The organism is Rickettsia endosymbiont of Orchestes rusci, from assembly GCF_964030945.1.
GTDB lineage: Bacteria > Pseudomonadota > Alphaproteobacteria > Rickettsiales > Rickettsiaceae > Rickettsia.
Map to the genome: position 1 here is coordinate 572353 of NZ_CAXIQG010000004.1, position 19929 is coordinate 592281.

Here is a 19929-nt window from a genome sequence, read left to right on the forward strand (position 1 = left end):
CTTCATAATTATTACTTTTTTACTAAAATAAGGCATTGTTATAAAATTATCAAACAATATTATAAATAGCTGTTGACGCAAGGATTTAGTTTTTATAGAATTTAACTTATATTTAACAATTATGAGCCATATCTAATGAAAAAATTATCTGTTATATTCTTATCTATCAGTATGTTATCTAGCGTAGCGTTTGCTGATGATAAAGTAATTGCTACTTATAAAGGCGGAGAAGTGAGAGAATCACAAATTATGAAGGAGCTTGCCCCACAACTTAGTATGCAACCCGAATTAAAGGACAAAACATTTGCAGATTTTGCCCCTGAACAACAAGAACAATTAATAAAGATTTTTGTTAATAATATTTTGTTAAAGCAAGAAGCAGAAAAGTCAGGTATTGAATCTTCTAAAGAATTTCAAGAAAAACTCGATAATGCTAAAAATCAACTGGCACAGCAGGAATTATTATCAAATTACGTAAAATCACATATTACCGACAAGATGATTGACGAAGAATATAATAAATATGCAGCGTCACTTAAAGGTAAGGAAGAAATAAAAGTTGCTCATATTTTAGTTAAGACCCAAAAAGAAGCTAATGAAATTAAAACTAAATTAAGCAAAGGACAGAATTTTGCTAAATTAGCGCAAACTTACTCTACAGACACTTCTACAAAAGCAAACGGTGGAGATATCGGATATATTATTTTAAATCAACAAGGACAGCTAGTACCGGAATTTGAGAAAAAAGCATTTGCTCTAAAAGTAAATGAAGTTTCGGCACCTATAAAAACCGATTTCGGCTGGCATGTTATTACCGTGCTTGAAAAAAGACCGGTACGCGTACCGACTATAGAAGAAGCTAAAACAATGATAAACAACAAGCTAGCGGGCGATGTATTAAAGCAATATATAGCTGAATTGGAAAGCAAGGCCGATGTAAAAATAATGTTGCCTAAAAAAGCAGAAGCAACAGACGCTGATAGTAAAAAATAAATAATATTTTTATCTTTTACTTTAGTATAATGTTCTTTCAGCAACAGCTTATTAGTGTTGATTTAAGCGGTAATATCTCTAAGCTCGTCGTTGCGAAGAGATGTATTGCATGGATCGGAAATTGCTTCAAAAGGGATGTCATTCCCGCGCAGGCGTATGGGTGTCAACTTAAGGGGCAAAAACGTAAGCCGTCATTGCGAATAGGTCTTCGCGTGGATGGTAAAAAGTGTCTAAAACTGTCACCCCGTGGCTTGCTAACTAGGTCCGGAAAAAATTAAAAAGCCTGACTGGATGCCGTGGTCAAGCCGGTGTTGTTGCATGGCTCGAATTTTCGGTGTCATTCCTAGCTAAAGGCGGGAATCCAGCCTTGGTTAAGTCATGCTGAACTTGTTTCAGCATCTATTAAAATATCTCCTGAAATAAATTCAGGATGACTTAAAAGTGTTTTTTCTAGATTCCCGCCTTTAGCTAGAATGACACTCTTTTTATGGCAATTTCTAATCCATGCAACAACGTCGCGACCAAAGGGAGCGCGGCAATCTAGAAAATAATAAGTTTCATAGCATTTTTTGCTATTTTTTCCTGGATTGCCACGTCGGGACTACGCCCCTCCTCGCAATGACGGTGTTTTTTTATAAGGATTTTGAGCCATGCAACAACGCCGGCTTGACCCGGTACTGTACGAATGTTTAAAAAAAGAGGTAAAAATTCTATCATTCCGTAGCTACGACGGCTTTGTTGCATCACTCTAAAAAAGTGCCGTATGTCATTCTAGCTAAAGGCGGGAATCCAGCCTTGCTTATGTCATGCTGAACTTGTTTCAGCATCTATTAAAAGATATCCTGAAATAAATTCAGGATGACTTAAAAGTGTTTTTTCTAGATTCCCGCCTTTAGCTAGAATGACACTCTTTTTATGGCAATTTCTAATCCATGCAACAACGTCGCGACCAAAGGGAGCGCGGCAATCTAGAAAATAATAAGTTTCATAGCATTTTTTGCTATTTTTTCCTGGATTGCCACGTCGGGACTACGTCCCTCCTCGCAATGACGGTGTTTTTTTATAAGGATTTCGAGCCATGCAACAATGCCCCTGCTTATACTTAACTACAGTTAGCAGCTTTTTTGTAGTTAAAAAATTATTTTGATTCTAAATTAATATTGTATCTTGTTCCCTTAAGTACTCCAATTTTAGTAAATGCTTGCATTTCTACTAATTCCTGAAGATCCCTTGTAGCAGTAGCTTTAGAAGTTTTAGTAATATTTATGTAATTTTCAGCACTTAAGCCCCCCTTAAAGCCTTCTACTCCCTCTTCAAAAATTCTTTTAATTACTTTTTCTTGCCTTATATTTAATATCTTTTTAAATCTATCATAAAATTTTGTTTTGTTTATTAAAAACTCAATATTACGCAAAGTATAATCCTGAGCCTTAACTATTATTTCAACAAAATATAATATCCAATCAGTAATCTCAAGGCTCTTGTTATTGCTCTCTAAAGCGTTATAATATAATTTTTTTTCTTGATTTATTACATGTGATAAAGCTATTAATATCGGTTGTCCTATATTTTGACATAACATTTTTATAGTAATAATTCTACCTATTCTTCCGTTACCGTCTTCAAATGGATGTATAGATTCAAAATAAAGATGAGCTATAGCAGCTTTAGTAAGAGGAAGGATATAATCTGTATTATCATTATACCATTTTATGAACTTATCCATTTCTTTCCGAACAATATTAGATGGAGGAGCTTCAAAATGAATGTTAGGTTCATTATACTTACCCGAAATTACTTGTATAGCTTCTTCATGAATACGATATTTTCCTATAGAACCAAAATCTCTTCTACCATTAGTTAGCATTGCATGCCAACTAAACAAATAATTATGGCTTAACGGCCTCGCATATGAATAATACATATTAGCTAGCATTTCCGATATACCGGTTTCGGCAGGGGTTGCTTTTCTATTATCTATTGCTACATTAAAATAGCGTTTTATAGAAGATTGTACACTATCTCTGTTTAGGTATTCTCCCTCAATTTCAGAAGTATTTAATGCTTCATTACTTGCAAGCATAACAATTAAATTATTTTGATCGGATTCTGAAAGATATTTAGTTGATCCTAAAAGAATACCGCTATTGTTAATAAAACGTTTCTCTAATTCAAATATAAGTTTTTGATCATATTTAAAGTTAGGCCAATCCTTATGTTGCCAATTCCATATCATGAGTTATAAATGCTTAAGTTATAACTCATATAATAACATAATTATGAGTTATATACATTAGTTTTTTACTTTTATGATTTTTTATACAGCTAAATGTGTTCTTTAGTTAAGAGGCGTTGTTGCATGGCTACCGGAATCGTCATTGCGAGCGACCAAAGGGAGCGCGGCAATCTAGAAAATAATAATTTTCATAACATTTTTTGCTATTTTTTTGCTATTTTTTCCTGGGTTGCCACGTCGGGACTACGTCCCTCCTCGCAATGACGGGGTAAGATCGAGCCATGCAACAAGGTCAAAGCCGCCTCGCAATGACGTTTAACGTTCCATGCAACAATACCTCCTTGCAACGGCGGCGTTAATCTCAAAACTTAACTAACCCCAACTATAGATAAGAATTATCCATAGTTCGCGTTAACTACATATATTTATCTAAAACATCGGACATAATTTTCCGAGCGATAGGAGCTGCTGCTCTACTGCCACCGCCTCCGTGGTCGACAAAAATAGTAACCGAATATTTGGGGTTGTGATACGGGGCAAATCCTATAAATAGACCGTGGTTACGTCGTTCCCAAGCGATAGATTCACGGCTTAAATCATCTTTTGCACTTGCTTTTGCTTGTACTTGCGAAGTACCGGTTTTACCGGCTAATTGACGATTTTCGCCTAATATTCTATTATAGTAAGCAGTGCCACCGGTTATATTCACTGTATTATATAACCCTTCTTGTATTATTTTAATATTTTGGGGATCAATATCAATTTGTTGAAATTTGGGTTGAAACTCGGAATCATTCTTAACTATCTGCGGGGTATATAATTTACCGCCGGCTATAGCCGTGATAAATCTTGCTAATTGAATAGGCGTAACGGTGGTAAAGCCCTGCCCTATTGCTAAATTAAAAGTATCACCGATTGTCCACGGAGCTTTTAATTTTTGTTTTTTCCATTCTTTGGAAGGAATAAATCCTGAACTTTCCGAGGTTAAATCAATACCGGTTTTTGAACCGAAGCCGAATTTTCTAGCAGTTTCTAATATCTTATCACCCCCTATTATTCTTGATAATTCATACATATAAATATTACAAGAATGTTTTATAGCCCCAAGCATATCTAAAGTACCGTGACCGTGATGGTTCCAACATCTAAAACTATTAGTACCTAGCACCGACGCGCCGTTACAGAAAAAAGTTTTATCAGGTTTTATGCCTGATTCTAAAGCAGCTAATACGGTAATTATCTTAAAGACGGAACCGGGAGGATAACAATTTTGTACCGTTTTGTTGATTAACGGCTTATAAGGATCGTTAGTTAAGCTACTCCAATAATCATCCGATAATTTACTAAAATTATTTGATTCAAATACGGGAGAAGCAGCAAGAATTAATATATTACCGTTTGTAGTATCCATAACTATTGCCGAACAACCTTGTTGATTTAGGTATGGTTGTATCTGTTTTTGCAGCTTAGCATCAATATTTAAATGGATATCTGTCCCTGATTTACTAGCTACGTTAGTAATCTCCCTTACCTGTTTACCAAAGGCATTAACCTCGACTTTTTTATAACCGAATTCACCGCGTAATTTGTGTTCGTAATATTTTTCAACTCCGGATTTACCGATATTAAAATCACTTAAATTATAAATATTTAATTCTTGCTCTTTTTTCTCTTGTTCATTCACACGACCGGTATAGCCGATTAAATGACAAGTAACTTCTGAGAACGGATAAAATCTTGAATATCCTATATCAATAAACATTGAGGTTAATTTTTGTTTTTGCTCTTCAATTAAAGATACTTGTTGCCAATCAAGCTGGTCGAGTATCATTAAAGGTGTATGCCTACCGGATTTTTTGATTTTTTGCTTAATATAACTTTGTTTTTCTAACGACAAATTCAAAATTTGGCTTATCAAAGCTAATTCATCTAAATACTTAACGTTGCTATTTCTATCTATTAATAACTGAAAACATGCTTGATTTGTTGCTAGGATATTACCTTCCAAATCATAAATTCGTCCTCTTGCCGGAGGAATAACCACAAAATTAATACGATTTTTATCGGATAACGTTTTATATTCTTCACTTTTAATGAGCTGCAAATAAAACATACGCACCCCTAAAAACGATAAAAGCCCTAGCTTGCCTATGCCGATTAAAAAGGCTCGACGCGATACTAATTGATCATGTAATATTTTTTTGTTTAGCATTTTTTTTGAAATAATCTAATGGATAGTCAAGTAAAAGACGAATTAAATTATATGAAAATATAGTCGTTAAATATTGAAATAATATTGTAATATAACCGTCCGAGTGAAAATTCTTTATAGATATCAATAAATATCTAAGATTTAATATAATAAAGCAATAGGTACAAAAAATAATAAAATTTGTGAGATAATTTTTAGCAAGAAAAAACCGTGAGGCTAATTTAAAAAATAAATGAGCTAATAAAAAAACTAAAGAATTTGTCCCCAAAGGCATTGAATATAGCGGATCAAGCAGCATGCCGGCTAAAAATATCATCCACAAGCTTAAATTATAAAAAGAAGTAAAATAATAAATAAGGATTATTTCACAAGCAGGAAAAATAGCACTTTCCATATTAATTTTAAAGTTCGTTACCGGAAATAATAGTATAAAAAAGCATATTAAAATAAATAATAGCTTTAATACTATTTGCGCTACTTCTTTAAATATTTCCGGAGCTGCCTTCGAGGATATTTTGAACATTATAATAATCCAAGTTCCAAAGCTACCGAGGAAATAAGCGGCATCAATAGATTATATTTTCGTATAAAATCTAAAACCAATTTTACCGCTTCTCTTCCTTCTACTAGCCCTTTATATTCTTGTAAAAATTTCTTTTTATCCTCTTGAATTCCGAGTTCATAGCCAAATCTTGCGTTACGTGATATTTTGGAATAACAGGTAAGAATCAAATCTCCAAGAATACAAGGCTCAAACAAAATATTCGGATCGCTTTGCATGCCCCCAAGAGCTTTTGATAAAATTTTTATTTCTTTTAAAGCATCCGTAATAAGCAAAGCCCTAGCATTTTCTCCCTGTCCGCTTGCTTCATACAAACCGCTTTTAATGGCAATGATGTTTTTTACGGCTCCGGCTATTTGTAGTGTTATAATGTCATCACTACTAGTGGTAACAAAAAATTCCGAGGCTAAACTGATTGCCAGCTTATCGGCTAAATCCTTATCAGAACTTGCAATAGTTACCCCGGTTAATAACCCATTTGCTATTTCTTTAGCTAAATTCGGTCCGGCAATAAAAGCTATCGGGTTATCAGGCAATATAGATTTCACTCTAGCCGATAATAGCTCGGTAGGGTTATTTGCAAAGCCTTTTGTTGCAATTAATAAAATACCGGTCGGTGAAATACCGGAAGTTTTTAATAGCTTTATTGCACTATCAAAAGCTATAGAGGGTGTAGCAATAATAATTACTTCAAAATCCTTGACGGTAGTTAAATCCGTAGTAGCTATTATATTATTCGGCAATATAATTTCGTCTAAATATTTACTATTAGTTTTCTTTATTGAAATTTCATTAGCAATTTCACTATCACGCAAGAATAAGGTAGCATTATTACAGCATCTAGCAACTTGGCAAGCAAGTGCCGTACCGAAACTACCGCCTCCATAAACTGCAATGTTTTTGAACATAAAAGGAATTACAGTTTTGCGGCGTCTAAATGAATAAGCATATTAATATATGTCTGGTAAGGGATACCTTTCTTAGAAGCCTTAAATTTCATTGCTTCAATATCATGTTCGGCAACCCTAATGGTAATTGATTTTTTTCTAACAACATGTTCCTTAGCGGCTTGCATTATCATTTCACGCTCTTTTGCATCATTACGTATTTCCATCTTTTCATAATTATCTTCAATGTCTTGTTCGTAAGCATCTAATTTATATCTCATATAAATACCTATTTTAATGTATAATATATTACATTATGTAAGTACTTTGTCAATACATTTAAACCGGATTAGACTAGCCCTTGGATAACCTAATCTAACAGTTTAATAGTTTATTCTTGCATTTAATAATAAAATAAGTTGAATAATATTTTTCCTTATTATAATATAATATATATGTTATATAAATTAAAGTAAGGTAATTATGAAAAATTACTATTCTACACTTACTAGTAAAGGGCAATTAACTATTCCTACCTTTATAAGAGAAAAGTTAGATTTATCTTCAGGTATTAAAGTTGAATTCATTATTCAAGATAATTATATAATACTTATACCTATTAATAATTCAGTAAGGAAATTACAAGGTATCCTACCAAAACCTCAAAATATTATTAATTGTGAAGAAATGGATGAAGTTATTAGAGGCAGATATGATAGGTATTGATACTAACGTTTTGGTTAGATATTTAACTCAAGATGATGAAAAGCAAGCAACTATTGTAAATATTGTAAATAAAGTAATAAGTCAATATGAAAATCAAGCACAATCAATATTTATTAATAATATAGTAATATGTGAACTTATTTGGGTTTTGGAACGAGGCTACAAATATTCTAAAAAAGAAATAACTGATGCAGTAAGAGCTATATTATCAACTACAGAATTCGTATTTGAACAACCTGAGACATTGTGGCTCTCTCTCAATGATTACGAAAAATATAATGCTGATTTTTCAGATATTTTACTGGGTAAAATTAATAAGGTGTATGGATGTATTTCTACTATAACTTTTGATAATAAAGCAGTAACATTAAAAGAGTTTAGTGAACCTAAGAATTATAATACCCTATGATTTTTTACTCTATGTCATTCCCGTGAAAATGGGGCGTTGTTGCGTGGATAAGAAATTGCCGTAAAAAGGGTGTCATTCTAGCTAAAGGCGGGAATCTAGAAAGTTAATAGTCATCCTGAATTTATTTCAGGATCTACTACAAATAGATGCTGAAACAAGTTCAGCATGACAAAGAAAAGCCTGGATTCCCGCTTTCGCGGGAACGACATCGAACACGCTTTAACCTATCATATAATAATCCCAACTGACAAATTAACTTATATCACACACCATATGATCCCCTTCTATTCCAATTAACCTAGCTTTAATAATTTGTCCTACTTCCACGGGACTCGCAAGCTTTACCGGAATAAAGTTTTCCGTGTGAGCTAGTTGATTATTTTCTATCAATAATTCTACTTTTTGCCCGATATGCCTTTTATAAAATTCATGCAATTGTTTTTGCCCTTCTTGGCGTAAAATTTCGGCTCTTTCTTTTCTAACTGACTTTAGCACTTGCGGCATTTTAGCGGCCGGCGTTCCCTCTCGCTCTGAATAAGGAAACACATGCAAATATTGCAAACCGGCTTCCTCGATTAATGCCCTACTATTCTCAAACATCTCTGAAGTTTCTGTAGGAAAGCCGGCTATAATATCGGCACCGAAAGATACCTCCGGTCTAATAGCCCGTAACTTACGGCAAAAATCAATAACATTTTGACGATTATGGCGACGCTTCATTCGCTTTAATATCATATCATCACCGGCTTGCAAACTAATATGAAAATGCGGCATTATTTTTGGCGAATATGCTATAAGATTAAAAAGTTCGTCATCAATTTCCGCCACATCAATCGAGGATAACCTAAGCCTGGTGAGTTCCGGTATTAACCCAAGCACGCGCTTAATCATTTGTGCAAATGTCGGCGACCCAGGAAGATCGGGACCGTAAGCGGTAACGTCCACGCCGGTAAAAACAACTTCTTTAAAGCCGTTCCGTACTAAATGTTTGACCTGATTTGCTATAGCACCGATAGGGGTGGACCTACTATTACCTCTACCGTAAGGTATTATACAAAAAGTACAACGATGATTACAGCCGTTTTGTACTTGAATAAATGCCCTTGACTTGCCGTCAAAACTGCTTACTAAGTGATTCGCCGTTTCTTTAACCGACATTATATCGTTAACCGCGATTTTTTCGTCCGTCAATCTGTAATGCTCGGCAAAAAGTTTTTCCTCATTACCGATAACTTTATCGACTTCCGGCATATCGGCAAATATTTTAGGCTTATTTTGAGCCGAGCAACCGGTGACGATAATTTTTAAATCAGGATTGTTTTTTTTTGCTTTACGGATAGCTTGCCTTGCTTGCTTTTCGGCTTCACTAGTCACTGCACAGGTATTAAACACCGTTACATTCTCAAGACCCGATAATGCTAGATTTTTCCTAATTACTTCACTTTCATAGATATTTAACCGACAGCCAAACGTCACTACTTCTTGTGAGTTAGTCATAATAAAACTCTCCGCTAGCAACTAAGCTAGCAGGACCCGTCATTATTATATGCCCCTTCTGCTCGGACATGATAAGGCTACCTAGTTTAAATACTACTTCACTTGGAGAGTGCATAAAACCCAGTTTTAAACTTGCCGCAAAACTTGCACAAGCACCGCTACCGCAGGCAAGCGTCAGCCCTGCCCCTCTCTCCCAAACCGATAAGTAAATTTTATTATCCTTAACTTCGGCAAAATTAACATTTACGCCGTCCTTAAATAATTCTTTATCTTGTAATTTCTCACTAATTATATTTTGATCTTGAGGCTCAACTTTACTAAAAATAACCAGATGCGGATTACCGATATCAACACAAATAGTCTCTTTTAAATCAATCATATAACGCTCAGCAACCGCCCAAATCTTTTCACGCTCAGGCATCCAAGATTCATTGAAGCTAACTACTCCTACATTAACGCTAATTTGATCGTTATTATCAACACTACATAATAGTTTTTTATCAACTATTGTTATAGTGATATTCTTTTCGCCCGATTTAAGATATAATAACTTAGCAAGACATCTTGAAGCATTACCGCATAATTTAGCACTAGAGCCGTCTATATTGTAAATGACCATTTCATAATAATCGAGATGTTTATCATAAATAATAAACTGATCACAGCCGATCCCTAGACGGCGATCGGCTATATCTTTAGCGAGCCGTACTAAGTTACATTGCTTCGGCAAATCATTTGCATCAACGATAACAAAATCATTCCCCAATCCATGCATTTTTACAAACTTAATTTTCTTTATCATTTTATGGATTCTAATATTTTGAATTCATTATTATAGCAAATTTCTTTGAATTATACTATATTGTTTGTTGTAGTGTCAAAAATATAAAAAGTTCGATGTCATTCTAGCTTAAAGGCGGGGCGTTGTTGCGTGGATAATAATTTACTGTATTATGGTTATTATAAGTACAGTGTCATACCGTGGCTTGACCACGGTATCCAGAAAAAACCTTAATAAAAGACTGGATGCCGTGGTCAAGCCACGGCATGACACCGAAACACTTTGCAAAAATTCGAGCCATGCAACAACGCCCCGCCGCAGCTAGGAATGACATAGAAAAATAAAAGAGTATAAATGAAAATTCTGAACATTATGCTAAGCCGTGACCTTGGCGGTATTCAGCAGGCTTTTTTAGATTATAGTAGCGCCCTGCAGCTGCAAAAAGTTGAAGTTATTAATGTAACTAGCTTTAGAGCAAAAATAAATGCCTTCTTACCTTCAAAAAATTTTATATTGGGCTATAAATTACCGAATTTAGCACCCATAGATTTTTTTTCAAGCCTTATTCTTAAATATATAATCTATAAAACCAAACCTAATATAATTATCGCCCACGGCAATAGGGCAATAAATTTTAGTAAATTTGCTAAATCTAAACACATAAAACTAATCGGGATTGCTCATAATTATAGCTTAAAAGGCTTAAAAAAATGTGATTATGTGATTGCTTTAACTAAGCATATGAAAAAGCATTTGTTAACACATAGTTTTACTGATTCAAAAATTTTCCTTCTACCGAATATGATAAATATTAAAAAGGATTTTATTCCGCATAAACTATATACAAATCCTATAGTGATCGGCATGATTGCTAGATTAGTACCTAAAAAAGGAGCGAATGTTTTTATAGAAGCGATGCATATTTTAAGAGAAAAAAGATATGAATTTAAAGCAATTATCGGCGGGAACGGCGAAGAGGCAAAAAAATTATTATCCTTAACGGACAAATTGGGACTTAAAGATTATATATTATTTACGGGCTGGGTTAAAGACAAGGATAAATTTTTTGCAGGGCTTGATATTTTTTGCCTTCCGTCATTGCATGAACCTTTCGGTATTATATTACTTGAAGCTATGGAGGCTAGTTTACCGATAGTCAGCTCTAACACCGAAGGTCCTAGCGAAATTTTAACCCATATGCAAGAAGGATTACTTTGCGAAAATGCCTCAAGTGAAGATTTAGCCGAAAAAATTATGTATCTTATTGATCACCCAAATAAAGCGCAAAAATTTTCTCAAACTGCCTATTTAAAATTAAAAGAAAATTATGATATTAACATCGTTTCTAAAAAACTAGTTGCATTTTGTGAATCTATTTAATGCCGTATCTTGCTTCCGATACCAAAAACGTTGTTGCATGGCCTGAAAACGGGAATCCAGTCTTATTTATGTCATGCTGAACAAGTTTTGCGCATCTTTTTAGTAGATCCTGAAATAAATTCAGGATGACTATTATTTTCTGGGTTCCCGCTTTTAGCTAGAATGACATCGAAAATTCGAGCCATGCAACAACGCCTGCAGTCGCTCGCAATGACGATTCCGGTAGCCACGCAATAACGCCCCGCCTTTAGCTAGAATGACATACTGCTGCTTTTATCGAGCCATGCAACAACGCCGATACCAAAAAAAATATACCGGCAAACCGCTAAAGGTAAACATACTAGCGATAATTAAAGTTTTTAAAGGTGTTTCGTAAATAATCCAACCACAAAAAATAATCGATAAAATGCCGATTAGCGGATAATAATAAGCCGCTTTTTCTTTGGAAGTAAAAAGTATTTTTAAAAATGCTATACCGCAAATCAAATAAACGAATAAAAAAGCAACTACCGACATCTCCATTATTTGAGTGATTTGATCAAAGAAACTCTCATTAGCCGTAAAAATCAATAAAGGTACGATCCCCCCGCAACTTATTATAAGCCCCCATATAGGTGCGTCGTCGGCATTTTTCTTAGCAAATAAGCGAGGCATTAGCCCGTCTTCCGCAAGCCCTAATGCGATTTGCCCGCTTGTTAACACCCAAGCATTTAACGTACCGATACAGATAACCGACGCTATCAAAGAGATTAATAAATGCCATCCCCCGCCGAAAAGTAACCGAGCCGCATCAACATACGGCGCTTTAGAATGCATTAATTGCGTGCCGGAAATTAAACCCATTATCCCGATGCTATTGATAAGATATAGAGTCGCTACGCAAATAGTACCGAACACTATAGCCCTTGGGATCGTCTTTGAAGGATTAATTACCGAACCCGCCGAAGTAGTAGCGCATTCTATGCCGATAAAGCACCAGAAAGTTAGTAACGCTACTCGTCCCATAAGCTCCGGCAGTCTTAAGTTAACCACTTTTTCATCGGTAACAAAATTATTAAGGTCAAACCGATATAATGCGCATATTGCCACTATCAATAAAGGAATAAACTTTAAAATAGTAAGAAAAAACTCGGCACGCGCCGCTATTCCCGGACCTTTAAAATTTAAAGCGGCAATAGCAATTAATAATGATATTTCGAGAATCAAATAAACCATATTAGTTTGATCACCGATTAAAGGAGTTAAATAACCTATTGCCGAAATAATCACCGCACCGGTACTAACAAAGGAAATAATCCAATAAGTCCAACCGGTAAAAAAAGCGGCAAAATTACCGAATGCCTCTTGAACATATACATGCGGACCACCGGTTTTCGGAAATTTAGCGCATAAAGCGGCAAATAACAACGCAATGCTAATAGCACCGCAGGAGGATAATATCCAGCCCCAAATACTATATATACCGAAAGGGGCTAAACTGGCCGGTAATATAAAAATTCCCGTGCCGATTTGGCTACCGGTTACCAAAGCGAAAACCGACCAAAAACCTAGTTTTTTTAACATAAATTTTGTTGTGTTTTTGTTATTTGTGGAGAGTTGGTAATGTACACCGTCATTGCGAAGCCACGAAGTGGCTGTGGCAATCTAAGCTATAATACTATGATTTTTACTCGATGTTATTCCCGTGAAAAGGCGTTGTTGCATGGATGGTTAAAATCGCTTAAAACTTGTCATACCGTGGCTTGACCACGGTATCCAGAAAAAATTAAAAAGCCTGACTGGATGCCGTGGTCAAGCCACGGCATGACATCGCGGTACTTTTAAAGAATACCCAAAATATAGCAATTTTCGATCCATGCAACAACGCCCCGTGAAAACGGGAATGACCTATTGCTGCTTTTATCAATCTACGCAACAATATCCTCTAAATCACAAAAATATAGAGAAAGAGGATATTATGCAATGTTTTTTTGTAGCCAATAAGAACTACAGGCAAAAAAATCGGGGTTAGCAAAGTTCTTTTTACCGTAACTAATTTCCTTGCCGTCAAGATCGAAAATATTACCGCCGCTAGCTTTGATTAAAGCATGACCGGCAGCGATATCCCATTCCATAGTTTGCCCGCCGAGTTTAGGATATAGATCAGCCTCTCCTTCCGCGATTAAGCATAATTTAATAGAACTTGCTATACTTTCTATCTTATTTATTAAATATTTATCCAAAAAATTCGTTGTTGCTTTATTTTGATGATGGAAACTAATCACCGCATTAAAACCGTTTTTCTTAGATTCTTGGTTAGTCGCCCCAAGCAAGGGAATTTCTACTGAATTTTGTTCAATTTTTAAGTTACCGTTCGCATCGGTATAATATAATTTAGCATTTGAAGGCTGATATATTAAGCCGATAGTCGGAATGCCGTTTTTTATAAGACCCATATTTATAGTATAAGTATCTTTACCGCTTATATAACTTTTTGTTCCGTCAATCGGATCAATTAGCCAAAATGTATCGCTATTTAATAGCGGCAGCGGTTGTTCCTCACAAATTATTGTTACGCTAGGGGTTAAAATTTGTAAATCTCGATAAATAAGCTCGCTGATTTCTTTATCTGCATTGGATACAGGAGAACCGTCAAGCTTATCCTCAACTACTAATCCAACTTTCTTGATATCTAAAGCAATTTCTCCGGTTTTAATAATTAAATCTTTTAGGGCATTAATTAGATTACTCATAGCTAATATTTATTCATTCTCTTGTTGGCTTTTTAAAAAATTTTCTGCTTCCGCGTCTTCTAACCACTTACCGGTCTTCAGAAGCGTATCTTGCTGTAATTTGGCTGTATGTTCATCAGGATAGCCTATTATTCTTTGCCACCCCAAATATTCTATACCGTAATATTCTACATCGACCATTCTCAAAAAAGAATCTATTTTTTTTAGTTCCGTCTTATTATTTTCAAAAATTACAATTTTAAGGGGAGCGGAAGGTATAATTTTTAAAAACTTAATAAGAGTTTGGAGTTTGCTTGCAGTACCGGTAAATAATATACCTTCATAAAAAACAGGAGCATCTGCATCATGATCGTCAAACCTAAACATTTCTTTATTATTAACCTTATCCGTAAAATTAATATTAAATGCTCGAAGCTGACTATATTTCCACCCTTCAAAATTATTAATTAACTTACATGGCGGAGTTACTTCAGTAAAACCAAAAACCATTGCACCTTGCGATTTCATCTTATTTATAAAATCAGACCAATTCGGTTCTACTAACATCATCTGCCTTTGCACCATTAACGAAGCTATTATCCCGTTAATTGCATAGTTAGACTTTGCCAAGTTATATAAATTATCTACAAAAGCTATATAAGGATTATTATTATAGCGAAACATTTTCGATTGCGGCGTGATAATCGTATTATCTATATTAACTAATACCAGTGTAGTAGCATCAATTTGGGGCAATAATTTTTTAATTGTTATTGAATCAATGGAATAAGTAGGAATTATTTGACCGTAACTTATAAAAGGCATGACCAAGAAAAATAATAATAATAATTTGTTGTGTATACTGCTCATAAATGAAGAGTTAAAAATGTCACCGCGTGGCTTGGTAGGCGTTGTTGCATGGCTCGATAAAACCATAGTTGTCATTCCCGCGAAGGCGGGAATCCAGAAAAAATACTTAAAATAAACAAAATTATATAAAAGTTTACTATATAATTCGCTTAAATACTTTTCCGGATTCCCGCCTTCGCGGGAATGACATCGAAAATTCGAGCCATATGACAAGATATTTAGATTAATTGAGTGTACCGTCATAAGGATTTTTATTATTTTGCTTGTTGGTTTTGGTCGGTGAATTGGTTCTTTGTACTTTATTTACTTTGTTTACCAAATTATTAAAAAATTTAGTATAATACGCTAAATTCTTTTCATTATCATTTTCTTGATCGGCAGTAACATAATGATAGCCGGTATAAGTGATGTTAGAGTTATAACTACTAAGCTGCGCCTGCATAGAGCCTAATAGCTCTTCATCGCTACTGATTGCTATAAGAATTTTCGGCATAAATTTTACTTCAATTAAAAAATTAAGTATTAGCTCAGCCTGCGGAGTGTTATTGCTGCTTAATATACCTTTATAAAATACCGGATAAGTATTATCAAAACTTCGTAAATTATTAAAGATTATATAGTTACTTTGTGAGAAACTTCGAGAAAAATCAATATCAAAATTCTTCTTTAAATAATCGGCTAACCATATTTCAAGCGTAGGGATGTTATTAAAATTACCGGTGAAATTTTTACTAACCGCTATTATAGCTATATTGTTATTACTAATTATTTTTATAAAGTTCGGTAAAGCGGTATCTGCTAACTCTTGTTTATAATCAACAAGAAGTAATTGATCTATATAAACTTGCTTTGATTGTGGTTTAATCTTTTTAAAAATCGGCAATAATTTAGAATAGCCCTCTTGACCAAGCGCAGACGCTGAAGGCAATAAGGACTTAAATATTAGCTTATCGAGTCCTATAACTACTAGCATATCCTGCGGTAAATAGTCTTTATTATAAATTTCTTCAAAATCTTGATTTATTTTATCTAAGCTATCAACTTCAATAATTTCTGCTGTCGCAATGCCAGTGCCGAACAATATTAAAGCAATAAAATATTTCTTAATAAATAATTTTAATTTCAAAAATAACATAATAATTAATAATTTTTTTATATTTTTTTGACGTCATTCTCGTATATTTAGTGGTAGCATATTGTTGTGTTAATATCAAATAATATCAATCAAAATATAGAAAAATATGTTCGGTAAGATTTTTAGCTCGCTAGGGGGTACGCTCGGTAGCACTTTCGGCGGAGGCATATTATCAACTATAGGTAGATTTGCCGGCAAGGCTTTCGGCGATTATTTAGACCGATTAAATCATGAACCGGAAGAATATCATCGCTTTAAAAATATTAAGGAAAGTTTTCATTTATCCACAGCTCGTTACGGCGAACCGATAGCTCTAGTTTTTGGTCTTGCCAGAGTTAGCGGCAAAATAATCTGGGCAAATCAAATTAAAGAAGTAGAAAATACGACTAGCTACAAAGAATATTTCCCTTATTTTCATCAAGTTAAATCTATCGGTAGTTTAACGGAATGCAAATATTACTTATCTTGCGCTATCAGCATATGTGAAGGAGAAATTACCGAAATTACTAGAGTCTGGGCAAATGATGAATTAATAAATTTGGGTAAATATAATTTTAGATTATATTTAGGTTCGGAAACTCAAACTCCCGATCCTTTAATTGAAAGCTGCTTAGGACTCGGTAAAACTCCCGCTTTTCGCTCTCTTAGCTATCTGGTATTTGAAGATTTACCGCTAGAAGATTTTAACGATTCTATTCCAAATTTTGCATTTGAGGTAACAAGAAAAGCTAATATCCCTATGGAGGCTAATTATTCAATAGTCGAGAATTTAATAAGTGCTATAAATATGATTCCGGGATCGGGCGAATATGTTTATGATACGATAGTACAATACAAAACGATAGAAAGCTCTTACGGCAGCGTTATCGGCCATACGGCAATTAACTTACATAATCAGCTTAATATTGCCGATAGCGTATTTAGCCTTAATCAATTACAAACTATTTGTCCAAATATAAAATGGATAGCACCGGTAGTTTCTTGGTTTGCCGATAACCTAAACACTGAACTATGTAGTATAAAACCGGCGATAGAATTTAACGATCCTCATACTAAATATTCGGCGGAATGGCGAGTAAGCCATTATAGCCGTGCGACCGCTAAAATTATTTCTAAAGATAATAACAATAATCCTAATTACGGCGGCAGCGTTAACGATGCTAGTTTACTTCGTTATCTGCAGGAACTTAAAAAGCGTAATCTAAAAATTATGTTTTATCCGATGTTTTTTATGGATGTACCGGGCAAACCGTGGCGTGGCTACGTTACCGGTTCGCCTGATTCTATCCATCAATTTTTTAATAAAGCAGAAGGATATAATAATTTTATTCTTCATTATGCAAGGCTTGTTAAAGATTATGTTGACGCTTTTGTTATCGGTTCGGAACTTATCGGTATTACGAGTATTAAAGATTCTGTCGATAACTTCCATGGAGTTAATGAACTTATCAAGCTTGCTAAATTAGTCAAAGAAATAGTCGGCGTGCGGGTATTACTCACTTACGCCGCTGATTGGTCGGAATATCATCATACAAGCGGCGGCTGGTATAATTTAGACCCGTTATTTGCCTCTCCCGACATCGATTTTGTCGGTATAGATGCTTATTTTCCTATAACTAGAACTTTAAACTCACAAATAACAGGTGAAGAAATTATAAAAGGTTGTCATTCAAGTGAAGGTTATGATTACTATCTAGACTCCGACGGGCAAAAGCAACCTCTATCTGCCGCTTATGCTTGGAAGAATTTAAGATATTGGTGGGAGAATCATCATTATAATCCTAACGGCTTAGTTACAAATTGGCAGCCGAAAATGAAAAAAATATGGTTTACCGAATTTGGCTTTCCTTCAATCGATAAAGCACCGAATCAACCGAATGTATTTTTTGATCCCTTTTGTCAAGATGGCGGAGTACCTAAATATTCTTCCGGTGCTACGGATTTTACAGTACAACGCACAGCGATAAAAGGTTTTTTAGAATATTGGCAAGCAGAGGAATATATTGAAGAAATGTTTTTATGGAGTTGGGACGCTAGGCCCTATCCTGCTTGGCCGCACGGTAATATTTGGCGCGATAATCATTTATGGGAAAAGGGACATTGGGTTAACGGTAAATTCTGTAGCTGTAGCTTGGCGGCAATAATTTTGGAATTATCTAATAAATGCGGTATCTCAATGCACAAAATCGATATTTCTACTATCGATGAGACAGTAGAGGGATTAGTGCTAAATAAAGTTTTATCAACAATAGATATTATCAATTCTTTAAGAATATTTTATTTTTTTGATATTCTGGCGAATAACGGCGAACAAATTAAATTTATCAAACGCGGTTACGGCTCTTTACATAATTTAAATCAACAAGCATTAATAAAATTATCGGATAATAGTTATTTAAAACAAACCGAGATACCGAAAGAAAATATTATCAGTAAACTGGCGATTAATTTTATTGATCGTTTCAATAATTATAATAATTATTATTGTTACGTAAATAATGAAAATTCTTCAAATAACCCACCGCTAGCTCTAAAAATACCTATTATTTTATCTCCTATAGAGGCAGAGAGATTAGGGCAATTAATCCTAAAGAATGCCGCTTTAGAGAGTAAAATAATAAAATTCGTAATATTATCCATATTTCATGGTTATGAGCCGGGCGATTTTGTGATATTAAATTATTATCGAGATCATACCAATTCCCAAATTAAATTGTACGAGAGGGATTTGATTAGCGAGTGCCCGCAGCCTATGCTTATAGGTGAGGACACGAGTTCTATGAAAAATCGCTCTCGTACGGTTAATTTCGGAAGTTGGTATCAAGTGAGAGTGGTTAGTATTGAACTATCAAACCTTACTTCTCTAATTACCGGTATTATCGATGAGGCAGATTCTTATTATTTACCGGCAGCAAGTACTGCTGCTGTGGTAGAATCAATCAGCTTAGATGAGGCTAAATGTATTATTCTCGATTTACCTTTTAATATTGTCAGTACCGGCGACCGACCTTATTTAGCTGTTTATTTACAAAGCAATATCAATCAATTTTTATATATTTCCGAATCCGGCGATGACTATGTTAAAATAGCTAATTTAACTAAACGCACTTATATAGGGTCGGTAGTTAATTTTGACAATGCCGCAAATATTGATATTGTAGCGGTCGATACGATATCCAAGCTTATTATTAGCTGTAAAAATTTTGAGGATATTGTAATTAATGATTGGAATTTAGCAATTTGGGGTCAGGAAATTATTAAATTTCAAAAATGGCAAAAACTAGATACTCATACCTACCAAATTCAAGAAATGATCAGAGGTAATTTTTCTACTCAACAATTCATATATTCTCATGGCAATAATGAACATTTTATTATATTAGAACGCAGTCCTAATATAATTCCCGTATCGTCTAAATTAAAAAATAAAGCAGTCTATTTTAAAGTCGGCAACCTTAAACCGTGGAAATTTAACTTTCAAAACAAAGCAAATATAAAAGATAAATAGTATTAATATAGTGGCGTTGTTG

Annotated in this window: 23 protein-coding genes; 10 read left to right on the forward strand and 13 right to left on the reverse strand. The window is 34.4% G+C overall.

Going from position 1 to position 19929, the window contains the following annotated elements:
* The first annotated feature begins 135 nt into the window (after positions 1 to 135).
* The 3 genes from AAHM91_RS06765 (at position 136) to AAHM91_RS06775 (ending at position 2099) form a co-directional block, all read left to right on the forward strand.
* Positions 136 to 993, forward strand: a complete 858-nt coding sequence (locus AAHM91_RS06765; RefSeq protein ID WP_253307856.1) for a peptidylprolyl isomerase — start codon at positions 136 to 138, stop codon at positions 991 to 993.
* A gap of 504 nt (positions 994 to 1497) precedes the next feature.
* A complete protein-coding gene (locus AAHM91_RS06770) occupies positions 1498 to 1686 on the forward strand; it encodes a hypothetical protein (RefSeq protein WP_342270291.1) in 189 nt (62 codons plus the stop codon).
* A gap of 239 nt (positions 1687 to 1925) precedes the next feature.
* Positions 1926 to 2099 (forward strand): hypothetical protein, encoded by a 174-nt coding sequence (locus tag AAHM91_RS06775; RefSeq protein WP_342270292.1) that lies wholly within the window; start codon positions 1926 to 1928, stop codon positions 2097 to 2099.
* Between the two features lie 32 nt (positions 2100 to 2131).
* Here the strand turns inward: AAHM91_RS06775 and AAHM91_RS06780 are convergent, their stop codons facing one another.
* On the reverse strand, positions 2132 to 3229 hold the full coding sequence (locus AAHM91_RS06780) for a Fic family protein (protein WP_342270293.1): 1098 nt from the start codon (positions 3227 to 3229) through the stop codon (positions 2132 to 2134).
* 123 nt (positions 3230 to 3352) lie between these two features.
* Between AAHM91_RS06780 and AAHM91_RS06785 the strand changes: the two genes are divergently transcribed.
* The gene (locus AAHM91_RS06785; protein WP_342270294.1) at positions 3353 to 3493 is read left to right on the forward strand and encodes a hypothetical protein; all 141 of its coding nucleotides are present in this window, start codon (positions 3353 to 3355) and stop codon (positions 3491 to 3493) included.
* A 151-nt stretch (positions 3494 to 3644) separates the two neighbouring features.
* On the opposite strand, the gene mrdA is transcribed toward AAHM91_RS06785, so the two are convergent.
* From mrdA to AAHM91_RS06805, 4 genes are read right to left on the reverse strand one after another with little or no spacing between them, the layout of a single operon-like run.
* Positions 3645 to 5441 carry a penicillin-binding protein 2 gene (mrdA, locus tag AAHM91_RS06790; RefSeq protein ID WP_253307858.1) on the reverse strand — a complete coding sequence of 599 codons (1797 nt, stop codon included), beginning with the start codon at positions 5439 to 5441 and terminating at the stop codon, positions 3645 to 3647.
* Positions 5416 to 5964, reverse strand: a complete 549-nt coding sequence (locus AAHM91_RS06795; RefSeq protein ID WP_253307859.1) for a hypothetical protein — start codon at positions 5962 to 5964, stop codon at positions 5416 to 5418. The genes mrdA and AAHM91_RS06795 overlap by 26 nt, the downstream gene beginning before the upstream one ends.
* On the reverse strand, positions 5964 to 6911 hold the full coding sequence (locus AAHM91_RS06800) for an NAD(P)H-dependent glycerol-3-phosphate dehydrogenase (RefSeq protein ID WP_341793940.1): 948 nt from the start codon (positions 6909 to 6911) through the stop codon (positions 5964 to 5966). The genes AAHM91_RS06795 and AAHM91_RS06800 overlap by 1 nt, the downstream gene beginning before the upstream one ends.
* 8 nt (positions 6912 to 6919) lie before the next feature.
* Positions 6920 to 7171 carry a CopG family antitoxin gene (locus AAHM91_RS06805; protein ID WP_342270295.1) on the reverse strand — a complete coding sequence of 84 codons (252 nt, stop codon included), beginning with the start codon at positions 7169 to 7171 and terminating at the stop codon, positions 6920 to 6922.
* A 202-nt stretch (positions 7172 to 7373) separates the two neighbouring features.
* Between AAHM91_RS06805 and AAHM91_RS06810 the strand changes: the two genes are divergently transcribed.
* Together AAHM91_RS06810 and AAHM91_RS06815 are read left to right on the forward strand one after the other, a co-directional pair.
* Positions 7374 to 7616 carry an AbrB/MazE/SpoVT family DNA-binding domain-containing protein gene (locus tag AAHM91_RS06810; protein ID WP_342270296.1) on the forward strand — a complete coding sequence of 81 codons (243 nt, stop codon included), beginning with the start codon at positions 7374 to 7376 and terminating at the stop codon, positions 7614 to 7616.
* Positions 7603 to 8025: a PIN domain-containing protein gene (locus AAHM91_RS06815; RefSeq protein WP_342270297.1), complete on the forward strand. Its 423-nt coding sequence runs from the start codon at positions 7603 to 7605 to the stop codon at positions 8023 to 8025. Before AAHM91_RS06810 ends, AAHM91_RS06815 begins: the two co-directional genes overlap by 14 nt.
* 252 nt (positions 8026 to 8277) lie before the next feature.
* Here AAHM91_RS06815 and mtaB read toward each other — a convergent pair whose 3' ends face one another.
* Positions 8278 to 9522 carry a tRNA (N(6)-L-threonylcarbamoyladenosine(37)-C(2))-methylthiotransferase MtaB gene (gene mtaB / locus AAHM91_RS06820; RefSeq protein WP_253307864.1) on the reverse strand — a complete coding sequence of 415 codons (1245 nt, stop codon included), beginning with the start codon at positions 9520 to 9522 and terminating at the stop codon, positions 8278 to 8280.
* The gene (gene dapF, locus AAHM91_RS06825) at positions 9515 to 10324 is read right to left on the reverse strand and encodes a diaminopimelate epimerase (protein WP_253307865.1); all 810 of its coding nucleotides are present in this window, start codon (positions 10322 to 10324) and stop codon (positions 9515 to 9517) included. The genes mtaB and dapF overlap by 8 nt, the downstream gene beginning before the upstream one ends.
* A gap of 151 nt (positions 10325 to 10475) precedes the next feature.
* On the opposite strand from dapF, the gene AAHM91_RS06830 reads away from it, so the two are divergent.
* Positions 10476 to 10628 carry a palindromic element RPE4 domain-containing protein gene (locus tag AAHM91_RS06830; protein WP_342270298.1) on the forward strand — a complete coding sequence of 51 codons (153 nt, stop codon included), beginning with the start codon at positions 10476 to 10478 and terminating at the stop codon, positions 10626 to 10628.
* 29 nt (positions 10629 to 10657) lie between these two features.
* Positions 10658 to 11683 (forward strand): glycosyltransferase family 4 protein, encoded by a 1026-nt coding sequence (locus AAHM91_RS06835; protein ID WP_342270299.1) that lies wholly within the window; start codon positions 10658 to 10660, stop codon positions 11681 to 11683.
* 71 nt (positions 11684 to 11754) lie between these two features.
* Here the strand turns inward: AAHM91_RS06835 and AAHM91_RS06840 are convergent, their stop codons facing one another.
* The gene (locus tag AAHM91_RS06840) at positions 11755 to 11913 is read right to left on the reverse strand and encodes a hypothetical protein (RefSeq protein ID WP_342270300.1); all 159 of its coding nucleotides are present in this window, start codon (positions 11911 to 11913) and stop codon (positions 11755 to 11757) included.
* Between the two features lie 43 nt (positions 11914 to 11956).
* Positions 11957 to 13246, reverse strand: coding sequence for an APC family permease (locus tag AAHM91_RS06845; RefSeq protein ID WP_342270301.1), 1290 nt, complete (start codon positions 13244 to 13246; stop codon positions 11957 to 11959).
* Positions 13247 to 13285: 39 nt separating this feature from the next.
* Here AAHM91_RS06845 and AAHM91_RS06850 point away from each other — a divergent pair, with 39 nt between their 5' ends.
* A complete protein-coding gene (locus tag AAHM91_RS06850; RefSeq protein WP_342270302.1) occupies positions 13286 to 13429 on the forward strand; it encodes a hypothetical protein in 144 nt (47 codons plus the stop codon).
* A gap of 19 nt (positions 13430 to 13448) precedes the next feature.
* On the opposite strand, the gene AAHM91_RS06855 is transcribed toward AAHM91_RS06850, so the two are convergent.
* From AAHM91_RS06855 to AAHM91_RS06870, 4 genes are all read right to left on the reverse strand, one after another.
* Positions 13449 to 13598: a hypothetical protein gene (locus AAHM91_RS06855; protein ID WP_342270303.1), complete on the reverse strand. Its 150-nt coding sequence runs from the start codon at positions 13596 to 13598 to the stop codon at positions 13449 to 13451.
* Positions 13599 to 13638: 40 nt separating this feature from the next.
* The gene (locus AAHM91_RS06860; protein ID WP_342270304.1) at positions 13639 to 14415 is read right to left on the reverse strand and encodes a 3'(2'),5'-bisphosphate nucleotidase CysQ family protein; all 777 of its coding nucleotides are present in this window, start codon (positions 14413 to 14415) and stop codon (positions 13639 to 13641) included.
* Positions 14416 to 14424: 9 nt separating this feature from the next.
* Positions 14425 to 15264 (reverse strand): DUF2608 domain-containing protein, encoded by an 840-nt coding sequence (locus AAHM91_RS06865; RefSeq protein WP_253310044.1) that lies wholly within the window; start codon positions 15262 to 15264, stop codon positions 14425 to 14427.
* A 223-nt stretch (positions 15265 to 15487) separates the two neighbouring features.
* On the reverse strand, positions 15488 to 16399 hold the full coding sequence (locus AAHM91_RS06870; protein ID WP_342270305.1) for a DUF2608 domain-containing protein: 912 nt from the start codon (positions 16397 to 16399) through the stop codon (positions 15488 to 15490).
* Positions 16400 to 16505: 106 nt separating this feature from the next.
* Between AAHM91_RS06870 and AAHM91_RS06875 the strand changes: the two genes are divergently transcribed.
* Positions 16506 to 19907, forward strand: coding sequence for a baseplate megatron protein TIM-barrel domain-containing protein (locus AAHM91_RS06875; RefSeq protein ID WP_342270306.1), 3402 nt, complete (start codon positions 16506 to 16508; stop codon positions 19905 to 19907).
* The last annotated feature ends 22 nt before the right edge of the window (positions 19908 to 19929 follow it).